The following is a 19,564-nucleotide window of genomic DNA, read 5'->3' on the forward strand; positions in this document are numbered from 1 at the left end:
AATGCTTCAGGCTGTGCATCAGCGCCGTCGGCGCGCTTTGCGGATCGCTGGTCAGGAACACTGCGGTGCCGGCGACCAGTTGCGGCTTCTTCTTCAACAGATTGCCGGCCAGGAAATCGAGCGGGATCTCGTTGCGGCGGGTCTTGTCGAAAAGGTAGCGGCTGCCGCGTATCCACGTCGTCATGATCAGCCCCATGATGCAGGCCACGGTGATCGAGACCCATCCGCCTTCGACGAGTTTGACGACGTTGGCGAGGAAGAAGCCGCTGTCGATGATGCCGAACACAATCGTCAACGCCAAAGCTGGCGCCAGCTTCCACTTCCACAGCTTGCGCATCACCACGAACAGCAGGATCGTGGTCATCAACATTTCGCCGGTTACCGAGATGCCGTAAGCGGAAGCCAGCGAACTCGAGCTGCCGAAACCGACGACCAGCAGCATCACCCCCATCGCGATCAGCAGGTTGACGCGCGGCATGTAGATCTGGCCGAGCTGCATTTCGGATGTATGCTGAACCTCGATGCGCGGCAGAAGATTGAGCTGCACGGCTTGGCGGGTCAGCGAAAAAGCCCCTGAAATGACAGCTTGGCTGGCAATGACAGTCGCGGCGGTCGCCAGGCCGACCATCGGCATCTGCGCCCAGTCCGGCAGCATCTGGAAGAACGGATTGGTCGGTCTGCCGCCATTGGCCAGCACAAAGGCGCCTTGGCCAAAGTAATTGAGCAGCAGGCACGGGAAGACCACGGAAAACCAGGCCAGTACGATGGGTTTGCGCCCGAAATGGCCGAGATCGACATAAAGCGCCTCGGCGCCGGTCACCGCCAGAAAGACGGCGCCGACGGTCACGAACGCCGCGGTGGGCGTGCCGGCGAGATAGGCGATCGCATAATATGGGTTGATCGCCAGCAGCACCGACGGATCGTCCATCAGGTGATAGAGCCCAGCGACGCCGATCGCCAGGAACCACAGTGCCGTCACCGGCCCGAACACGGCGGCCACTTTTCCGGTGCCAAAGCGTTGCACCGAGAACAGAACCGCCAGGATGACCAGCGTGATGGGAACGACATAGGCGTCGAGCGTCGGCGTCACCACTTCGAGGCCTTCGACCGCTGAAAGCACCGAAATCGCCGGCGTTATGATGGCATCGCCGAAAAACAGCGCCGCCCCGCAAAGCCCGATTGCCAGGATGAGGCCGGCGCCTTTCGGGTAGGCGCTGCGGGCAAGCGACATCAGCGACAGCGTGCCGCCCTCGCCCTTGTTGTCGGCTCGCAGCACGAAGGCGACATATTTGATCGTGACGATGATCGTCAGCGCCCAGACGATCAGCGAAAGCACGCCAAGCACGTCGCTGCGCGTATCGGTGCCGGGCGATGCATGGAGCGCCTCGCGAAAAGCGTAGATCGGACTGGTGCCGATATCGCCATAGACGACACCGAGCGCTCCCAGCATCAGCACCTTGGTGCTGTGCTGCTCGATCTCAGAATGTTCGACGACATCTGCCTCGCTACCAGCATTGGCAAGGGCCATCAACGACACTCCAATAAGCGTGAGGCCCTTGCTTGCGATGCAGCACCGTCACGTGACAGCTGGGGCGCTAGCGGCGCAAACTGCTGTCATTACCACCCACAGGCCCTAAGGAACCGGCCCACCGTGCCGGCCATGCCATACTCCAACGCATCGGCTGTCAACCCATGGCCGATAGACACTTCGGCCAATGCCGGAATGCGCTTTGCCAGGGCCGGCAGGTTGTTTACCACCAGATCGTGCCCAGCATTGACCTGGAGCCCGGCGGCGAGGGCGGCATCGGCGGTTTTTCCCAATCTTTCCAGCTCCTTCTGCGCCTTGGCGGGATCGGAATGGTAGCTGCCGTATGGCCCAGTATACAGCTCGATCCGGTCGGCGCCGGTGTCGCGCGCGGCATTGACGCCAGCGGGATCCGGGTCGGAAAACAGCGACACGCGAAAGCCCCCCTTTTTCAGGCGCTTGACGATCGGGTTAAGGAACGCGGCCTCGGCGGCAAAGTTCCAGCCATGGTCGGAGGTCGCCTGCGCCGGATCGTCGGGCACCAGTGTGACCTGTTCCGGTTGGTGTTTTTCCACAAGCGCCAGGAAATCTTCCGTTGGGTAGCCCTCGATGTTGAATTCCGCCTTGGGGAACTCGTCGTCGATCAGCGCCCTGATTTCCGGCAGGTCGGAATGCCTTGTATGGCGCTCATCGGGCCGTGGATGCACCGTCAGCCCGTGCGCGCCGGCGGCAAGGGCAAGACGGCCGAGCCCAGTGACGCTCGGCCATGGCAGGTCGCGCCGGTTGCGCAGCATGGCGATGGCGTTGAGGTTGACGGAAAGCTTGGCGGGCATGGCTTTGGGTCCGGTCAGGAGGCGTTTTGGCTGCGCATCTATACTGCCTTTGATGGGAACAGACAGGGGGTTTCGGGTGTTCCAGTCAGGCATTCAATCGCAAGAGGGAAACTGGCCGATGAATTTTCTCCAATCCGTGCCGGCGATCCGCCGTATCGAAACCGACCGCGAAGAGCTGTTCGCCGTCGAGGTCGTTGGCCATGTCTCAGCGGCAGACGGTGAAAATCTGTTCGGATTGCTGGAGGCTGCCTACGCGCTTCACCCAAGGATCGACGTGCTGATGCGGCTGGTCGATCATGAAGGCGTCGACTGGGCCGATGTGGCCGACGAGACGTTGAAACAGGGCACGGTACACGCCCTGGAGCATATCGCGCGCTGCGCGACAATCGGCGAGCCGAACTGGGTAGCGGATGCGCAAGGCTTCCTTCCTGCATCATCACCCATCGAGTTCAGGCATTTCAAGGCCGAGGATGAAGCGGACGCCTGGGCGTGGCTGGACGCGACGCCACTCAGCCCAGCTACGCCGGCTGCTACCTGACGCCAGCTATCTAACGATAGTCAGCCGCTCGGCCGCCCGCGTGATGGCGGTGTAAAGCCAGCGCTGGCGGGTTTCCTTGAACGCCCAGCTCTCGTCGAACAGCACGACGTCGTTCCACTGCGAACCCTGCGCCTTGTGCACGGTCAGCGCGTAACCATAGTCGAAATCGTCAAAACGTTTCTTTTGCTGCCAGGGGATGTCGGCGTCGGGGTCCTCGAACGCCGCCTTCAGCAGCTTGATCTTGGCGACGCCGCGGTCGGGATCGTCTTCTTCGGGCGAGACCAGCAGGTTGATGCCGGGCTTCACCGTCTCGCGCGACGAGGTCATCACTTTCCACAGCGAGCCGTTGAGCAGGCCCTTGGCGGGATCATTGCGCAGGCAGACCAGCTTGTCGCCGGCCTGCGGATAATCGGCATTGAAGCCTTTGAGCTCGCGCAGGCGCTGGTTGTAACGGCGTCGCGTGCGGTTGGTGCCCACCAGCACCTGGTCCGCCTTCAGCACCAGCTCCTGCGTGACGCCTTCCCTTCCGATCACCTGCGCCGTGCCGTAATCGCCTTGCATGAACTCGCGGCCCTCGCGCACGTCGAGCGCGAGGCGAATGATCGGATTGTCGCGCGCCTGGCGGTGGATTTCAGTCAAGAGCACATCCGGCTCATGCTCGGTGAAATAGCCGCCACCCGAAATCGGCGGCAGCTGCGCCGGATCGCCGAGCACCAGGATCGGCGTGCCGAAACTCTGGAGATCACGGCCGAGCTGCTCGTCGACCATCGAGCATTCGTCGATGACGACCAGCTTGGCGCGCGCAATCGGACTTTGCCGGTTGAGCGAAAAGGTCGGCGACATCGAGGTCTTGCCGGTCACCTCGTCAGCGACCGACTCCTCGCCCTTGGGCCGATAGATCAGCGAATGGATGGTGCGTGCGTTGGTCGCGCCCTTGGAGCGCAGCACCTGCGCCGCCTTGCCGGTGAAGGCGGCGAACTGCACCTGGCCGTCGACATGCTCGGCGAAATAACGCGCCAGCGTCGTCTTGCCGGTGCCGGCGTAGCCGAACAGCCGGAAAATCTGCGGCCGGCCCTCCTTGAGCCAGCGCGCAACCGCCTTCAACGCCTCATCCTGCTGGGGAGAAAATTCCATCAGTGCGACAGACCGGATTCGCAAGCGAAAGACAAGATTGGCCGTCATGCCGACCATTGTCGGCGGCAATCGCCAGCGCCTCCGACAAGTCAGGCTATCAGCCACAGACCGGAACGTAAAGAGAACAAAATTACAGTGCCCCGGTTGTCTCCGACAAAGAACAGGTCAGGCGTAGGCAGCCACCGCCGGCGGCGGGTCGCGATCAGGCCTCGGAATGGGCGCGTAGTGGTCGAACTGCATCGTGTAGGACGCTCGGCCCTGGCTTATCGAGCGCAGGTTGTCGACATACTTGAACATGTTGGACAGCGGCACCATCGCGGTGATGACGATGGCCTCGCCCTGGCTCTTCCGACTTTTGACCAGACCGCGGCGGCCTTGCAGGTCGCCGATAATGCTGATGACATAGATTTCCGGCGTCACCACCTCGACCTTCATGATCGGTTCGAGCAATTGTACGCCAAGCTTGGGTGCGGCTTCGCGAAAACAGGCGCGGCCGGCGATCTCGAACGCAAGCGCCGAAGAGTCGGTGTCATGATAGGCGCCGTCCATCAGTGTCGCCTTGATGCCGACCATCGGAAAGCCCGCGAACGGACCAGACGTCATGACGCTGTTGATGCCCTTTTCGACACCCGGGATGTATTCCTTCGGAACCGCACCGCCAACGATCCTGGATTCGAACTCGAACTCGGTGCTTTCCGGATTCGGTTCGAAGATGATCTTGACGCGAGCGAACTGACCGGTACCACCGGTCTGCTTCTTGTGGGTGTAGTCCTGCTCGTGCTTGCGGGTAATCGTTTCGCGATAGGCCACCTGCGGCGCGCCGACATTGGCCTCAACCTTGAACTCGCGAAGTATGCGGTCGACGATGATGTCCAGGTGAAGCTCGCTTGTGCCGGAAACAATGATCTGGCCGCTTTCCTCGTCGGTCTTGACGCGGAAGGACGGATCCTCGCCAGCCAGCGTCGACAGGGCGACGCGCAACTTCTCCTCGTCGGCTCTCGACTTCGCCTCGATCGCGATTTGCAGCAAAGGCCAAGGTGCGGCAGGCTTTTCCATCATGACGCATAGTTGCGGGGTCGCCTCAATATTTGCAACTGAGGCCGGACGCGAAATCCAGACGAAGATAACAGAAGACTAAACTTTGATCTGACGGACCGCGCAGCCCGCTATCAAGTCCTGGGACGACCTTCGGTCGCCCCGGGATCGTTCTCCAGCAAGATTGGCTTGCCGTGCGGCGTGGCATGAGCGGCGCGTTCCCAGGCGGCGGCGAGTGTGTCGACATCGCTTTTGCCGGCGACGCCCTTGGCCGCCAGAAGTTTTTCCAGCGCCGCCAGCCAATGCTCGTAATAGTCGTGGCCGTCGCTTGCGGCGCCCGGCTGCTTCACCTGCGCCGACAGCACATCGGCCCATTCAACCCACGAAAACAGTCCCTTCTCGTGAAGCGCCACCGTCATGGCGAAGGCTTCGGCCTGCCAGGGTTCGGCGAACACCGGCTCGTCGAAACCTCCAGGCAATGCGTCTTCATGCCGGCTCAAGATAGCTCTCCCAGGCATCGATCGAGACGCTCAGCGTCGGGTCGGCGCCCTCGCCCCAGATCTCCGCGCCATCGAAGACCACGGTATAAACCCATTGCGGGTTTTCGCCCTTGCCATGCGCATTGCTGTCGGGGAAGACGAAACCGTCGCGCACAGCCTCGACCACGCCGTGCTTGTCGCGCGCATAGCGCGGCAGCCTTGTGTGGCCGGTGGGATTGAAATTCTTCGTCCGCACGGCCTGCCCGGCCTTGAATCGTGCCGGCGCCGCAACCGGCCGGTCGCAGGGGCCGCCCTTGGCCAGCACCGTCGGCACGTTTTCGGCCTTGAGCACCCGCTTCGGCGTCGCGGCCGGATCGACCGCCGTGCCGGCCTCAAGATCGCGCTCGCTGACGAAGCCATGGCGCTTCAACAGCACCTCCAGCGCCTTGATCCAGATCTGGTAGTAGCTCGATGAATAATACACGGCCGGAGGCAGCGATTCCCTGGCATGCCGGCTCTCGTCGATGTTCCAGGCGCCCATGGCGCCGGCCGTCAGCGTCACGCCCAGCGCCCGCCTCTCCCAGTCGGCATGGAAGTAAGGCTCATCCTTTTCGGGCGCGACCGGCCCAAAACCCATCTGCCCGCCGAGATCCTGCGGCCCGTTCATGCAGCCTCTCTTTTCCCGGGTTCTTTGGCCAAGGCCGTGCCGATCATGGCATCGCGGCTGACCAGTTCGGTGAGCTGCTCCTCGCTCCAGCCTTCGGTATTTTCGGGCCGCATCGGCACCACGAGATAGCGCAGCTCAGCGGTCGAATCCCAGACGCGGATTTTCTTGTCCGCCGGCAAGGTCAGCCCGAATTCCTCGAGTACGCCACGCGGATCGATCACGGCGCGCGAGCGGTAGGGCGGCGCCTTGTACCAGACCGGCGGCAGGCCGAGCACCGACCACGGATAGCAGGAGCAGAGCGTGCAGACGACGAGGTTGTGCGTCTCGTCGGTATTGAACACCGCCTGCATGTGCTCGCCCTGGCGGCCGGTATAGCTCAGCGAGGCGATCGCTTCCGTCGCATCGCGCTTCAGCCAGTTGGCATAGGCGGGATCGCTCCAGGCTTTTGCGACCACCCTGGCGCCGTTGCGCGGGCCGATCTTTGTCTCATAGGTATCGACGATGACGTCGATCGCCGCCGGATCGATCAGGCCTTTTTCGGTGAGGATGGTTTCCAGCGCGCGCACCCGCGCCGCAAACGGATCAAGCTCGTTGTCGTGGTCATGATCATGGGACATGACCTCAAATTACGATCACCTATCTCCGGCCGCAAGCATGACAGCTTGGGCCAGATTACTCGGCGGCGGCCTTCTGCGGTTCCATGAGCCGATCCTCGGGGCCGAACAGGGAAGCCTGCTCGCCGCTTTCGACGGCATGCAGCGCCGGCCGCTTCTTCGAGGAGATGAAGCTCATCAGCCAGCCGGAGAAGTTCTCGAAATAGACGTAGATCACCGGCGTGACGAACAGCGTCAGCGCCTGCGATGCCAACAGGCCACCGACCACCGCGACGCCGAGCGGCTGGCGCAGTTCAGCACTTGCGCCGGTGCCGAGCGCGATCGGGAACGTGCCCATCAATGCCGCCAGGGTCGTCATCATGATCGGCCGGAAACGCATCAGGCAGGCCTTGTGGATGGACTCCTTTGCCGACATGCCTTCTCGTCGCAGTTCCAGCGCGACATCGACCATCATGATGCCGTTCTTCTTGACGATGCCGATCAGCATCAAAATGCCGATCACCGCGATGACGGACAGGTCCATGCCGGCAAAGCGTAGCGCCACCACTGCACCGAGCACCGCCGATGGCAGGCCGGTCAGAATGGTCAGCGGATGGATGAAGCTCTCATAGAGGATGCCGAGCACGATGTAGATCGTCAGGATCGCGCCGCCGATCAGCAGGCCCTGGTTGGCGAGCGAATCCTGGAAGGTCTTGGCGGTGCCGGCGAAGCTGGTCGAGATCGCCTTCGGCATGCCGATCTGCTCCTTCAGCGCGGCGATGCGGGCCGTGCTGTCGCCCAACGCCACGCCTTGAGGCAAATTGTAGGAGATGGTGACGGCCGGCAGCTGTCCCAGCTGGTTGACGGTCAGCGCGCCGGCGGTACGCTCGACGCTGGCAAAGGCGCCAAGCGGCACCAGGCTGCCGCTTGCCGTCCTCACCTGGATGGCCAGCATGCGCTCCGGCGACCACTCGATCCCGGGATCGAGCTCCATGATGACTTCATAGCTGTCGGCCGACCCGAAGATGGTCGACACCTGCGCCGTGCCGAAGCCGCCATAGAGGCTGGAGCGCAGCGTGTCGGTGTCGATGCCGAGCGATGCCGCCTTGTCGCGGTCGACCACCAGCGTCGCCTGCAGGGAGTTGTTCTGCAAATCGTCTGTAACGTCGGTGAAATGCTGATGATCCGCCGCCATCGCGTCATTGAGCTTTTGCGCCCATGTGTCGGTCAGGCCGGTATCGAGACCCTGGACGACAAGCTGGTAGGCGCTAGCGGAAGAGCGCGCGCCAAGGCGCAGGTTCTGCACCGGCTGCATATAGGTATCGATCCCCGGCACGGTGGCTAGTTGCCGCCTGAGATCGGCGAGCACCTTGTCGATGTCCGGGCGCCGGCTCTTGTCCTTCAGCTGGACGTAAAGCTGGCCCTGGTTCAGCGCATTGCCGCCGCCGCCGGCCGACCAGGCGACATGCGACACGTAGGGCGATTTGGAAAACACGCTGGCCGCCTGGCCCTGCAGCTTGACCATGGCGTCGAACGATATGTCCTGCCGCGCAATCGTCGTCACCGAAATCTGGCCGATATCCTCCTGCGGGAAGAAGCCTTTGGGCGAGACTTCGATCAGCCAGACCGACGCCGCCGCCGTGCCGACGAAGACGAGGAACACCAGGAAAGTGTGGCGCAGGCAGAAGGTCAAAAGCCGGTCGTAGCCGCGTGTGACCATGTCCGGTCTGTGGCCGGGGGCATGTTTTTCGCGATCGGCTTTTGTCACCGACAGCAGGCGCGAGCACAGCATCGGCGTCAGCGTCAGCGACACGAACATTGAGGCCAGGATGGCAACTGTCACCACCACGGCAAATTCGTTGAAGATGCGGCCGATGACGCCGCCCATCAAAAGCACCGGAATGAATACCGCGACCAGCGAGATCGAGATCGAGATGATGGTGAAGCCGATTTCGCGCGCGCCTTTGAGCGATGCGTCGAAGGCCGACAGCCCATCCTCCTCCATGTGGCGGAAAATGTTTTCCAGCATGACGATGGCGTCGTCGACGACGAGGCCGACAGCGAGCGTCAGGCCCATCAGCGAAATATTGTCGATGGAAAAGCCGAACAGGAACATCGCGCCCAGCGTCGCGATCAGCGAGATCGGCACCGCCACGGCCGGGATGATGGTCGCGGTGACCCGGCGCAGGAAGACGAAGATCACCATCACCACCAGGGCAATGGTCAAAAGCAGCGTGAACTGCACATCGTCGACGGCCTGGCGGATCGAGGTCGAGCGGTCGTTGAGCAGCTTGATGTCGGCAGCCGCCGGCATCTGATCCCTGAATGACGGCAGCATCGCCTTGACCTTGTCGACGACGTCGACCGTGTTGGCGTCGGGCTGGCGCTGGACGGCGAGGATGATGGCACGGGTGCCGTCATACCAGCTCGCCGTCGTCGTGGTCTCGACGGAATCGATGACGCGCGTCACCTCGCCCAGCCGCACCGGATGACCGTTCTTGGTGGCGATGATGAGGTTGGAGAAGCCGGCGGCGTCGGTGAGCTGGGTGTTGGCGGTGATGGTCAGTTGCTGCTTGTCGTTCTGCAGCACGCCGAGCGGCGTGTTGCTGTTGGCTGACGCGATGGCGGTCTGCAGCTGGTCGATCGAAATGCCGCGCGCGGCAAGTGCCGTCGGATCGATCTGGACGCGCACCGCATATTTCTGCTGGCCGAAGATCGATACCTGCGCCACGCCGTCGATGGTCGACAGCGATGGCGAGATGACGTTTTCGGCAAAGGCGTCGAGATCGGTCAGCGGAACCGTGTCGCTGACCAGCGACATCAAGAGGATCGGCGCATCGGCGGGATTGACCTTGCGATAACTCGGCGGCGCCGTCATCTCCGGCGGCAATTGCCGCTGCGTGCGGGCAATCGCGGCCTGCACGTCGGCGGCCGCCGCGTCGATATCCCGGTTGAGCACGAACTGGATGGCGATCGAGGTGCGCCCGAGCGAGTTGCTGGTCGAGATGGAATCGATGCCGGCAATGGTGGCGAATTGCTTGATCAGCGGTGTTGCTACCGAGGTCGCCATGGTTTCGGGGGAAGCACCGGCCAGGGTGGCCGAAACGTTGACGACCGGGAATTCAGCACTTGGCAGCGCCGCCACCGGCAGGAATTTGTAGGCAAACAGCCCGCCCAGCACGAGGGCGAACGACATCAAAAGCGTGGCGACGGGCCGGCGTATGCAGAATTCGGAAATCATTGGGCGGCGGCCTTCTTGGCTTCAGCGACCTTGGGCGCTGCCTGATCGCCGGCCGTCGCCTTGCCTTCATGCACGGCGGCGCCGTCCTTCAGCCTGGTCTGGCCCTCGACCACCACCTTCTCGCCCGACTTGACGCCCTGGCTGATGGCGCTGTTTTCGCCCTCGGTCAGCGCCACCTGCACCGGCCGCATCTCGACCGTATTGTCCGGCTTCACGACATAGACGAACGGACCCTTCTGGCTAGGCTGCACGGCTACAGTCGGAACCGATGTCATCTGCGGCATGGTGCCGGCGTCGAGCACGACATTCACATATTGCCCGGGCCACAGCGACAGATCGGCATTAGGTATGCTGGCGCGAGTAGCAATGGTGCCGGAAGCGGTGTCGACGCTGGAATCGACGAAGTCGAGCGTGCCCTTGCCGATCGGCGTCGGGTCGCCGTCCTTGGTCAGCGTCACCGCGCCTTGCTGCGGATTGGCCAGCGCCTTGTGCAGCAGCGCCAGATTGCTCTCCGGCAGATTGAAGTTGACCTGCAGCGGATCGATCTGGGTGATCGTCACCAGCGGCGTCGCCGTGCTCGAATTGCCGTTGCTGACCGTCACGAGGTCGCCGACCGAAACGTTGACCGCGCCAAGCCGCCCGGCGATCGGCGCCTTGATGGCGGCAAAGCCGAGCTGGACATTGTCGGCATCGATCGTCGCGCCGTCGGCATCGACGGTCGCTGAAGCCGCCTTCTGCGCTGCCACAGCCTGGTCAAAGGTCTGCTGCGTGCCGGCCTGCTTGGCGACGAGATCCTTGGCGCGCTGGAGGTCGGAATTCGAACTGGCGAGCAGCGCCTGGTCCTTGGCGAGCGTCGCCCGGTCCTTGGCAAGCTGCGCTTTCAGCGCGCGGTCGTCGAGCGAGAACAGAAGGTCGCCCGCCTTCACCATCTGCCCATCCTTGACGTCGATGGACACGATCTGGCTCGACACGCGCGCATTGATGTTGACCACGGCCGGCGACGAGACGAAGCCGATGGCGTAGCGGCGGATCGGGAAATCGGCGGTTGTCGCGGTCGCCGAAACGATCGAGGCTGAACGGGCGGCATTTGCGCCGGCACCGAATTTGCCCCCAGCCTTGTCAGCCGACGTCTTGTCTGATGCAGCCGGCTTGTCCACCGCTGCCGTCTGCCTGGCGCCGGGCAGCATCTGCTGCAGGCCGCTCATCGCACCAGGCGAAAAATAGACCCAGGCCGCGGCGACACAGGCCGCTGCCACCACCACCGCCAGAACGACTTTTCCGCGCATCGACACCATGTCCCTTAACCCGACACGCCGAACCCGGTGGTCTCATCCTACAGCAAATCACGGCGCCTGCCGCGATTTTGCGGAAGTAGATAGGACACGCCTTGGGCGGAAAAGGGCCAAAACGCGGCATTACGAAGATTTAATGTGCACTGCACGATAAATAGGCAGCTGGCTCAGGAAGCCTGGCACGGCTCCGCAGACGCTGGGAAAGGCAGCCGGATGTGCTCGAGATCTCAGGCTTGGCGGATCTATTTCAGCATCGGCCACAGCGTCGCCGCGAGCAGCACGCCCATGGCGATGTTGAACCATTTCAGCCGCACCGGATCGGACAGGAAGCCGCGCAGCGCAGTGCCAAAACCTGCCCACACCGACACGCTCGGCAGGTTGACGATGGCAAAAGCCAGCGCAATCAGCCCGACCGAGAGGAACGGCCGGTCGGGGTTGGTGTAGACGGCCATGGCGGTAATCGCCATCACCCATGCCTTGGGATTGACCCATTGGAAGGCAGCCGCATCGATGAAGCGCATCGGCTTGCCTTCCGCATCGCCTTTGTCGCCGATCGACCGCGACATGGCGATCTTCCAGGCGAGATAGAGCAGGTAGGCCGCACCCGCTATTTTGAGCGCTGTATGAAGCGCCGGAACAGCCGTCAGCGCCGCGCCGAGCCCGAAGCCGACCGCCAGCAGCAGCACGAAAAAGCCGATGCTGATGCCCAGCATATGCGGGATTGTCCTGACGATGCCGAAATTCACGCCCGAGGCCAACAGCATGAGGTTGTTCGGCCCCGGCGTGATCGAAGTCACGAAGGCGTAGACCAGCAGGGCAAGAAAAGCGTCCAGTGACATGATATGCTCCCAGACATGTCAGCAATACTGACCTTGCCGCAGGTGCGCAAAAGCCAGCTCCCACCGACTGCCGGGCCAGACTAATGAATGACGTCGGCGTCGCGAGCGACGCGCCTACATCCCCTGCGGGCCGCGGTTCATCGCCGCCACGCCGGTGCGGCAGATCTCGACCAGGCCGAGCGGCTTCATGATGGCGATGAACTGGTCGAGCTTCGAGCCCTTGCCGGTGATCTCGAAGATGAAATGCTCGGTGTTGGCGTCGATCACCGAAGCGCGAAAAGCGTCCGCCAGCCGCAACGCCTCGACGCGGGCATCGCCGGTGCCGGCAACCTTGACCAGCGCCAGTTCCCGCTCCAGCGGCCGTTCCTGGCCGAGCTCGTGCGAGCGCACGGTAAGGTCGACCACGCGATGCACCGGCACGATGCGCTCGAGTTGGTGCTTGATCTGCTCCATCACATGCGGCGTGCCGCGCGTCACGATGGTGATGCGCGACAGATGCTTTTCATGCTCGGTTTCTGAGACGGTCAGGCTCTCGATGTTGTAGCCGCGGCCGGAAAACAGGCCGATGACCCGGGCAAGCACGCCCGGCTCGTTGTCCACCAGCACCGATAGCGTGTGCGTTTCCGGCTTTTCCGTTTCCTTGGCGATGAAATAGGCCGAACCGGTCGGTTGAAGCTGTGCGTTCATGACATGAATCTCGATTTCAAACTCTTGATCTAACTCTTTGGCTACGCACGGCTTCTTGCGACAGCCCTGCCCCGATCTGTCCTAGACCAGTTCCCTCCCCTTGGCGTCGATGGCGTTGGCCACGGCTTCGTCGGTGGCCTCGTCCGGCAACAGCATCTCATTATGCGCCTTGCCAGACGGGATCATCGGGAAGCAGTTGGCGAGCGTCGCCACCCGGCAGTCGAACAGCACCGGCTTGTTGACCGCGATCATCTCCTTGATCGCGTCGTCCAGCTCGTCCGGCTTCTCGCAGCGAATGCCATGGCCGCCATAGGCTTCCGCCAGCTTGACGAAGTCCGGCATCGCCTCGGTGTAGGAATGCGACAGCCGGTTGCCGTGCAGGAGCTGCTGCCACTGCCGCACCATGCCCATATACTGGTTGTTGAGGATGAAGATCTTGATCGGCGCATCGTGCTGCACCGCCGCGCTCATCTCCTGCATCGTCATCTGCACCGAGGCGTCGCCGGCAATGTCGATGACCAGCGCATCGGGATGCGCGATCTGCACGCCGAGTGCTGCCGGCAGGCCGTAGCCCATCGTGCCCAGCCCGCCTGATGTCATCCAGCGGTTCGGCTTCTCGAAATGATAGTGCTGCGCCGCCCACATCTGGTGCTGGCCGACCTCGGTGGTGATGTAGGTGTCCCTGTCCTTGGTCAGTTCGTAGAGCCGCTGGATCGCGTATTGCGGCATGATGACGTCGTTGTTCATCTTGAAGGCGAGTGAATCGCGCGCACGCCATTTGGCGATCTGCTCCCACCAGGGATAGAGCGCCTTCTTGTCGGCCTTGGCTGACGCCCGCCACAACCGCACCATGTCCTCGAGCACGCGGCCTACATCGCCGATGATCGGCACGTCGGTGTGGACGTTCTTGTTGATCGACGACGGATCGATGTCGATGTGGATCTTCTTCGAGTTCGGCGAGAACGCGGTCAGCCGGCCGGTGATGCGGTCGTCGAAACGTGCGCCGATGCAGATCATCACGTCGCAATCATGCATGGCCATGTTGGCTTCATAGGTGCCGTGCATGCCCAGCATGCCCATCCAGTTCTTGCCCGACGCCGGATAGGCGCCGAGCCCCATCAGCGTCGAGGTGATGGGGAAGCCGGTGAGATCGACCAGTTCGCGCAGCAAATGACTCGCCTCGGGGCCGGAATTGATGACGCCGCCGCCCGAATAGATGATCGGTTTCTTGGCGCTGGCCATCAGCTCGACCGCGGCCTTGACCTTGTCCAGATCGCCCTGGACCTTCGGCTGGTAGCTGGTGCGCGGCGCCGTCTGCGGCGGCACGTAAATGCCCTTGGCGAACTGCACGTCCTTCGGGATGTCGACCACAACCGGACCGGGACGGCCGGTCGTGGCGACATGGAATGCCTCGTGGATGGTGGCGGCCAGTTCATTGACGTCCTTCACCAGCCAGTTGTGCTTGGTGCAGGGCCGCGTAATGCCGACCGTATCGCATTCCTGGAAGGCGTCGGAGCCGATCAGCGAGGTCGGCACCTGGCCGGTCAGGCAGACGATAGGGATGGAATCCATCAGCGCGTCCTGCAGCGGCGTCACCGCATTGGTGGCGCCCGGGCCAGACGTCACCAGAAGCACGCCGGCCTTGCCGGTCGAGCGCGCATAGCCTTCGGCCGCGTGGCCGGCGCCCTGCTCGTGGCGGACCAGAATGTGCTCGACCTCGTCTTGTTGAAAAATCTCGTCGTAGATCGGAAGGACCGCACCGCCGGGATAGCCGAAGACGTGCTTGACGCCATTGTCCTTCAGCGCCTGCACCACCATTTCGGCGCCAGTCATTTCCCTGCTTGTCATCTCACGCCGGTCGTTCTGTCCGTTGCTCATCGGTCTGGTCCCGTACTGTCCGCCATTCTGGCGATTGCTGGTCGTTTAGTCGTGTTTCGGGCAATAAAAAAGGCCCCCGAGGGAGCCTGTGTGTTGCGCATGGGGGGATTTCGCCCGGCGGTTACACCGCCTTGCCCACGCGCTTTCCTACGAGAATGAGTGCCTTTTTCATGGTGGCGGACAATAGAATTGGTTTTGCGCCGCTGTCAACGGGCAATCCGCGCGGCTTTTTGGGCCGCGCGGATCTTCCATTTTTAGGCCCAGAGCATCACGCCCTTCGCCTTGGCCCAGCGCGAGAGGATTTTTTGCTCCTCAAGCGTTGCCAGACGATTGCCGAAACCGCGCACCTGGACAGCACGGTGTTGCGGGTCGAGCTCGATCGTCAGCAACCGCTCGGCCTTGCCAAGTGCCTTGCGCCGCAGCACCCAGATCGAGGCGTTGCCGGCAATGCATTTGGCCGCGTATGTCGAGACACAGTGATGCATCGCCCGGCTCTCGGCGACCAGATCCTCGGCCGTCTTCAGCTGACGGATGAAGAAGCGTTCACCACGGACCTTCGCCTCCTTGGCAGGTGGCTCCCATTCCCAGTCCTGAAGACCGGAGCCCTCCCAGGCGCGGTCCGGCGTCTGCGCGCCGGCAACCGGCCGAGCCCGTGCGGCGACACGGCGGCGCATCGCCTCGATCCGCTCGATGGCGGCCAGGTCGCGGTGCCAGTCCTCCATTTGCCGGCGCAACGAAGCGAGCGTGCGGCCCTTCAGGCTGTACGCCCGGTCGTGCCGATGCATGGCGCCGACGTAGTCGCAGAGGTCGTCGATCTCCTCCTTCGAGGCCGGATGCTCGCAGAAGAAGCGCGCCACCTCGCGCCAGAAGGTAAGCTCGCCGCGTGGCGTGCGCGCGATCTTGGTGCGCGCAAGCCGTGCCGCCAGTCCGGGATCGTCGGTGTAAGACCGCACGATCGCGAACCAGAACGCCTCCTCGAAGCCGAACTCGCTGGACACGTTGAGGAAGCAATGCACCTCCTTGCGCGACAGCCATTCATTGGCGCCCGCCTTGTAGAGCGACCTGCCGCCAGCAGCCGCGATGTACCAGGCCTTGCGCAGCCTGATCTCGTTGACGTCGAGCCCCGAACCATCAAGCCAGATGGCTTCGAGCGCCGCCGAGACCGGGTAAAGCGCAAAGAGGTGGCGCGCCGCGGCCAGCCGCAGACGCGCACGGTCGCGCGTCTTCAGCTTCGGACGCCACAGCGCACCGTCGCGGATCGTGATGCCGGCAAAGCCTTGGCGTACCTCGCCAAGCGCACGCTCGAAATCCGGAGCGGGACGCGGCGCGAGCGAAGTCCGCCTCAGAGATGCCTGATATGCTTCAATACGTTGGCGCTCGGCGTCCTGCCTGAGCTGGATCATGGACCTGGCCATGGCCGTTCTTCCCTGATGGAACCCTGTCAGCCGCACGCAATTCCAGCGCCGGCACGGAATGTGTCGATCTGGATTGCCATGACATGGACAGGTCTCCTCTGGGGATGACGGGTTAGGATTGGGTGGCGTCACTACGCCTGCAGCGCTCCCGGCGCAAGAGCCATTCTTTCAATATTTACAATGGCCTGAGCAACCGTTGCATAGACGCATCTCAAGGTATTGGACAGCCGCCATCGTCAGCGGGAGCGCTTGGCTCCGACCGGTTCGCCACGACTTTGATCGGGCATTCGATGTCTATGTGATTGCCTTCGGACGGGGACTGTGCCTTCACGCCTCACGGCGCCGGCCTCAGATTGTCAGTAAGTGGGAATAAGCCGTGAACCGGCTCAGCCCGTCCGCCGCCAGCGGAGGTGCAAAATGCGTGATCGTGATCTCATCGTCGCCTCCTCTAGAAAAGCGTTGTTGGTACGGGGTTGCCGGGCACGGAAAGTATCCATGCCGGGCGCAGCTCATACATCCGCGCCGTGGCAACAGCAAGGCACCGTTCAGGCGCGGCTGGCAAAGTCGCGCACGACACCTTGAAGCAGCGGCACGTAATCGCGAAACGTCCGCGTCTTCATGTCGGCGATCTTGCCGGCCTCGTCCCAGATGCGCACCCGCACCGCTTCCTCGTGGAAGGGATTATTGCGGAACTCGGCCACCTCGTCGGCATTCATCGGCCCGCCCTGCAGCGACAGCGTGTGGACCGAGGCCTGCGAGAGCTTGCCGAAATAGGTCGGGTCGGTGGCGCAGAGATAGCGCTTGGCGGCGACATGCAGCCGCACGCATTCGACGATGACCGGCGGAAAGAACGGCGCCAGCACCTCGCCACCGGCTTCGTCATGGTGCTTGTCCTCGACATCGTCGGGCGAATAGGTACCGAACTCGCTGGTATAGTGGCCGATGTCGTGCAGCAGCGCGGCCGCCACCAGCACATCGGGCGCGCCGTCCTGTTCGGCAAACCAAGCGCCCTGCAGCATATGCTGCGACATGGTGACGGGTTCGCCGAGATAGGATTCGGCGCCCCGGCGCTCGAAAATGTCGGCGATGAACTCGACGATGGTGTCCGCGTTCAAATCCTGGCCGCTCATTCTGCAGCCTCCTTGAAGCCGTGTTCGATTGATGCGAGCGTCGACAGCAAGCCGTCCTTGTCGGCGTAGCAGCCCTGCAGCCAGCGCTTGCCGGTGCCCGAAAACGCTTTGCGGGCATGCATGACGCGGGTGTTGTCGACGATGAAGGCCTGCCCTGCCTCCAGCTTGAAGGTCACTTCGAAGGACGGATCCTCGATCAGCTCGGCAAACCGGCGATAGGCGGCATAGTAGGCTTCCATGTCGGCGAACGGAACGTCGACCGTCGGCGCCAGCGAGCGGTTGTTGAAGCGGATGCAGATGAGTTCGCCATCCGGCCCAAGCTCGATCATCGGCCGCTTGGCCTGCAATCGCACACCGGAAGAGCCAGCATATTCGAAACGCGCGGGATAAGTGCTCAAGAGACGGAAGCCCTCGGGATTTTCCGCCTGCAAGACGGCTGCCACCGCAAAGCCGTCGACGACGCTGGATTCGCCGCCCTCCACCGTATTCTCGATGCAGGACAGGATCTGCAGCGTGGGCACCGGATCGCGATAGGGATTGTCGGTGTGCGCCTGCAGGCCGAGATTGGTGTAGGCAAGGTTGTTGGGATTGACCTCGGCGCGCACTTCGAACCAGCGGCCGTAGTTGGTCTCCCTGATGTAGCCGAACAGGTCGGAGACCTTGCACAGCGCACCGGACTCGGTCGGCAGGTCGTCCATTACCGCCAAGCCGTAGGTCTTCACCGCCGACAGCCATTGCCGCAAGACGGCGCGGTCGCGGCTGGCGGCGATATAGCCGGCGCGAGGCACCGAATTCTGCATCGAGGCCTTGGTCCATCGCACGGCTGCCTCGCCTGTCCAGCCGGGCTGGCGGGCAGCATCGCGATCATAGGCATTGGCACTCAGCCAGGCCGCGGGGAAGCTGACGGTTTTCTGTTCAGGCAGGAAGGTGATTTCGAGGGCATCGCCCTTGATCGCGGCAGCGCCGATCCGGGTCTGCACTGGAATGTCGAGAATGGTGATGAGCCGCTGGCCGTTGCCGGTGCTGCGCGTCTTGTCGTCCAGTGCATTGTCACGCAACCACATCGCGTGAAAGCGCGTGCGCGCGCCGCCTTTCCAGCCAAGGTCTATCGTTCTGCCTTCGTCGCCGATCAGCGCGTGGGTAAGCATGGAGATCCGTTCCTGTTTGCAATTCCCCACGGCCAACTCCGAAGGGCTTCCGATTGCATGGTGAGGGCGCTAGAGGCATAATTCAAATTATCATTTTGCAGCCAAAGGCCATAAACAACTTATGCCTAAAACAACCCTGCCCTTGCCCCCGCTCGACTGGCTGCGCAGCTTCGAGGCCGCCGCGCGGCTGTCGAATTTCACCGCCGCGGCGGCCGAACTCGGATTGACCCAGGCGGCCGTCAGCCAGCACATACGCTCGCTCGAAGAGCGGCTGAGGCATCCCCTGTTCATCCGCCTGGCGCGCGGCGTCGAACTGACGCCGGAGGGTGGTGCCTACCTGCCGCATCTGCAATCGGCTTTTGCCACCATCGCCAACAGCACGCGCGAGCTGTTCGAAGCCAGGACCGTCCAGAGTGTGACGATCCGCTCGCCGATCTCGTTTGCCGTATTGATGATCGCGCCGAAGCTGCCGCAAATGGCCAGCGACCTGCCCTTCGTCCAGCTGCAGATCGAGACCATCCATACCCCGACCGATTATGGCGACCGCTCCGCTGGGCTCGACATCCGCTTCGGCAGCGGCTCCGGTTCCTTCACTGGGCGGCAGGCCGACCGCCTCACCCGCGAAACCTTGACGCCGATGGCGGCTCCCGAGCTTGCCAAAGTCTCGGATTGGACCGGATTGCCACGGCTTACAGTCGTCGGCGCGCGGGAAATGTGGGGCGAATGGTTCGCCGTCGCACGGATGAAACCGACGATCGGGCCGGTGCACAAATTCGACAGTTTCGTCACCGCGCTGGAGGCGGCAAAGCACGGCGCCGGAATGGTGCTCGGCTCGCGCCCGCTGGCCGATGCGGCGCTGCGCGACGGATCGCTCGTCACCCTTTCCGGCTTCGCGCTGTCGAGCGGCGCCGGCCACTACCTGACGGCCCCTTCCGGCGCCCATCTCAGCCGGGCCGAGGACGATGTCCGCCACTGGTTCGCAACGGTCTTCGGCACGGCGATTTCCCGATAAGCCGCTGAAAACGCGCCAAACTATTGGACGACGTGACGCGGTGCATGATTTGCCGCGATACTGCGCGAAGCCGGACGTCAAGCTTCGGCAGGGTTCCGCTCGCACCAGGCGGCCAGGA

General features: G+C 63.0%; 16 protein-coding genes and 1 pseudogene. 2 read left to right on the forward strand and 15 right to left on the reverse strand.

All coding sequences use genetic code 11. From position 1 onward, the window contains the following. Both ACWGTO_RS28125 and ACWGTO_RS28130 read right to left on the reverse strand, forming a co-directional pair. Window positions 1–1,528, reverse strand: a 1,528-nt coding sequence (locus ACWGTO_RS28125; RefSeq protein ID WP_454578053.1) for a potassium transporter Kup, incomplete at its 3' end; no start/stop codon positions are given. 89 nt (window positions 1,529–1,617) lie between these two features. Beyond that, window positions 1,618–2,358, reverse strand: coding sequence for a pyridoxine 5'-phosphate synthase (locus ACWGTO_RS28130; RefSeq protein WP_454578054.1), 741 nt, complete (start codon window positions 2,356–2,358; stop codon window positions 1,618–1,620). 118 nt (window positions 2,359–2,476) lie between these two features. On the opposite strand from ACWGTO_RS28130, the gene ACWGTO_RS28135 reads away from it, so the two are divergent. Beyond that, window positions 2,477–2,896, forward strand: a complete 420-nt coding sequence (locus ACWGTO_RS28135) for an STAS/SEC14 domain-containing protein (RefSeq protein WP_454578055.1) — start codon at window positions 2,477–2,479, stop codon at window positions 2,894–2,896. A 6-nt stretch (window positions 2,897–2,902) separates the two neighbouring features. Here the strand turns inward: ACWGTO_RS28135 and ACWGTO_RS28140 are convergent, their stop codons facing one another. From ACWGTO_RS28140 to tmpA, 13 genes and pseudogenes are all read right to left on the reverse strand, one after another. Further along, entirely contained in the window at window positions 2,903–4,030 is a 1,128-nt protein-coding gene (locus tag ACWGTO_RS28140; RefSeq protein ID WP_454578056.1) for an ATP-dependent DNA helicase, read from the reverse strand. A gap of 165 nt (window positions 4,031–4,195) precedes the next feature. Next, a pseudogene (fusA, locus tag ACWGTO_RS28145) lies at window positions 4,196–5,062 on the reverse strand (elongation factor G); the annotation flags it as partial. 137 nt (window positions 5,063–5,199) lie between these two features. Then, window positions 5,200–5,565, reverse strand: coding sequence for a nitrile hydratase accessory protein (locus tag ACWGTO_RS28150; protein WP_454578057.1), 366 nt, complete (start codon window positions 5,563–5,565; stop codon window positions 5,200–5,202). Next, complete coding sequence (gene nthB, locus ACWGTO_RS28155) at window positions 5,552–6,211, reverse strand: nitrile hydratase subunit beta (protein ID WP_454578058.1); 660 nt, start codon at window positions 6,209–6,211, stop codon at window positions 5,552–5,554. The genes ACWGTO_RS28150 and nthB overlap by 14 nt, the downstream gene beginning before the upstream one ends. Then, window positions 6,208–6,828 (reverse strand): nitrile hydratase subunit alpha, encoded by a 621-nt coding sequence (gene nthA / locus ACWGTO_RS28160; RefSeq protein ID WP_454578059.1) that lies wholly within the window; start codon window positions 6,826–6,828, stop codon window positions 6,208–6,210. The genes nthB and nthA overlap by 4 nt, the downstream gene beginning before the upstream one ends. 55 nt (window positions 6,829–6,883) lie before the next feature. Continuing rightward, window positions 6,884–10,045, reverse strand: a complete 3,162-nt coding sequence (locus ACWGTO_RS28165; protein ID WP_454578060.1) for an efflux RND transporter permease subunit — start codon at window positions 10,043–10,045, stop codon at window positions 6,884–6,886. Further along, window positions 10,042–11,331 (reverse strand): efflux RND transporter periplasmic adaptor subunit, encoded by a 1,290-nt coding sequence (locus ACWGTO_RS28170; protein WP_454578061.1) that lies wholly within the window; start codon window positions 11,329–11,331, stop codon window positions 10,042–10,044. The genes ACWGTO_RS28165 and ACWGTO_RS28170 overlap by 4 nt, the downstream gene beginning before the upstream one ends. A 248-nt stretch (window positions 11,332–11,579) precedes the next feature. Continuing rightward, window positions 11,580–12,176 carry a LysE family translocator gene (locus ACWGTO_RS28175; RefSeq protein WP_454578062.1) on the reverse strand — a complete coding sequence of 199 codons (597 nt, stop codon included), beginning with the start codon at window positions 12,174–12,176 and terminating at the stop codon, window positions 11,580–11,582. 114 nt (window positions 12,177–12,290) lie between these two features. Then, a complete protein-coding gene (ilvN, locus tag ACWGTO_RS28180; protein WP_042644054.1) occupies window positions 12,291–12,863 on the reverse strand; it encodes an acetolactate synthase small subunit in 573 nt (190 codons plus the stop codon). An 81-nt stretch (window positions 12,864–12,944) separates the two neighbouring features. Continuing rightward, a complete protein-coding gene (locus ACWGTO_RS28185) occupies window positions 12,945–14,741 on the reverse strand; it encodes an acetolactate synthase 3 large subunit (RefSeq protein WP_454578063.1) in 1,797 nt (598 codons plus the stop codon). Window positions 14,742–14,995: 254 nt separating this feature from the next. Next, entirely contained in the window at window positions 14,996–16,156 is a 1,161-nt protein-coding gene (locus ACWGTO_RS28190; protein ID WP_454578064.1) for a PcfJ domain-containing protein, read from the reverse strand. Between the two features lie 545 nt (window positions 16,157–16,701). After that, window positions 16,702–17,286, reverse strand: a complete 585-nt coding sequence (gene tmpB, locus ACWGTO_RS28195; RefSeq protein ID WP_454578065.1) for a (R)-1-hydroxy-2-trimethylaminoethylphosphonate oxygenase — start codon at window positions 17,284–17,286, stop codon at window positions 16,702–16,704. Continuing rightward, window positions 17,283–18,434: a 2-trimethylaminoethylphosphonate dioxygenase gene (gene tmpA, locus ACWGTO_RS28200; RefSeq protein ID WP_454578066.1), complete on the reverse strand. Its 1,152-nt coding sequence runs from the start codon at window positions 18,432–18,434 to the stop codon at window positions 17,283–17,285. The genes tmpB and tmpA overlap by 4 nt, the downstream gene beginning before the upstream one ends. Before the next feature lie 121 nt (window positions 18,435–18,555). Between tmpA and ACWGTO_RS28205 the strand changes: the two genes are divergently transcribed. Next, complete coding sequence (locus ACWGTO_RS28205) at window positions 18,556–19,446, forward strand: LysR family transcriptional regulator (protein WP_454578067.1); 891 nt, start codon at window positions 18,556–18,558, stop codon at window positions 19,444–19,446. Window positions 19,447–19,564 lie beyond the last annotated feature (118 nt).

The organism is Mesorhizobium sp. PL10 (genome assembly GCF_053714315.1).